Origin of the sequence: Herbiconiux daphne (assembly GCF_024979295.1) — a bacterium.
In the GTDB taxonomy this organism is placed as follows: Bacteria; Actinomycetota; Actinomycetes; order Actinomycetales; family Microbacteriaceae; genus Herbiconiux; species Herbiconiux daphnes.
Genome location: NZ_JANLCJ010000249.1, coordinates 1 through 857, shown reverse-complemented (window position 1 = coordinate 857; position 857 = coordinate 1). Strand labels below are relative to the sequence as shown.

Here is an 857-nt window from a genome sequence, read left to right as displayed (position 1 = left end):
GGCGATACGTTGCCCGAAAGCTGGGATCTAAAACAGGTAGTAAAGATTGATGAATTTAGAAAGATACAGACTAGCAGCGGAGCAGCAAAAGCCTGGAAAGACCGAAAAGAGAATATCTTTGAGAGATTGAGCAAAGAAAAGAAAGCAGAGCTTGAAATCAAAGAACGGGAAGCCCAAGAAAACCATAAAAAGCTGGTGAAAGGAATTACCAATAATTTTATGGAGACAATAAGCCTCATTGATAAATTACCTGTTATAAGTTTTCATGAATACATGAGTAAATTACAATATGACAGCGAACGAATCAGAAACCAGATGGAAAAGATTATTGATGCTTCCATTCAAAGAGGTGAGACACGGAATTATATTAAAACAAAGAATCAAAGGATTCTCGTAGATGCTTTTTACGATGGGCGATTAAGATCTAACATTATACTACAAACATTCCAGCAAATAGCCGATGCTGAAATGATTATTAAAGAGCAGGAACACACACCAGAGACAATAGAACAACTGGAAACAGTGAAACGCTGTGCTGTAATTTGGGCAAAAGAGATAGCAGAGAACCCGAAACAAAAGATAGTTGGTTTTACTCACCCATTATTAAACGTGGTAAGTAACCCGTATGTGTGGGGTACGATACCAGATGAGAACGGCAATCAATGGTTATGTGTTTGGAATAAACCAACTATTGACGATATAACAAACGGGATTAAAAAAGATGTATCGCCGTTAGATATCCATAACCCTAAACTTTACGTAGAACCACCAGCAACAGTTAATTCTATCTTTTGGGGAGAAGAAACCACACCCGTTAAGAATTGGAAAACGGACGGTTGGAGGTCGACAGATGCCGA

The 857-nt window shown here is 38.4% G+C and carries 1 protein-coding gene; it reads left to right on the top strand.

Features of this window, described 5'->3' with window-relative positions; all coding sequences use genetic code 11:
* On the top strand, positions 1-857 hold an 857-nt coding region (locus N1032_RS24420), incomplete at both ends, for a hypothetical protein (protein ID WP_259543097.1).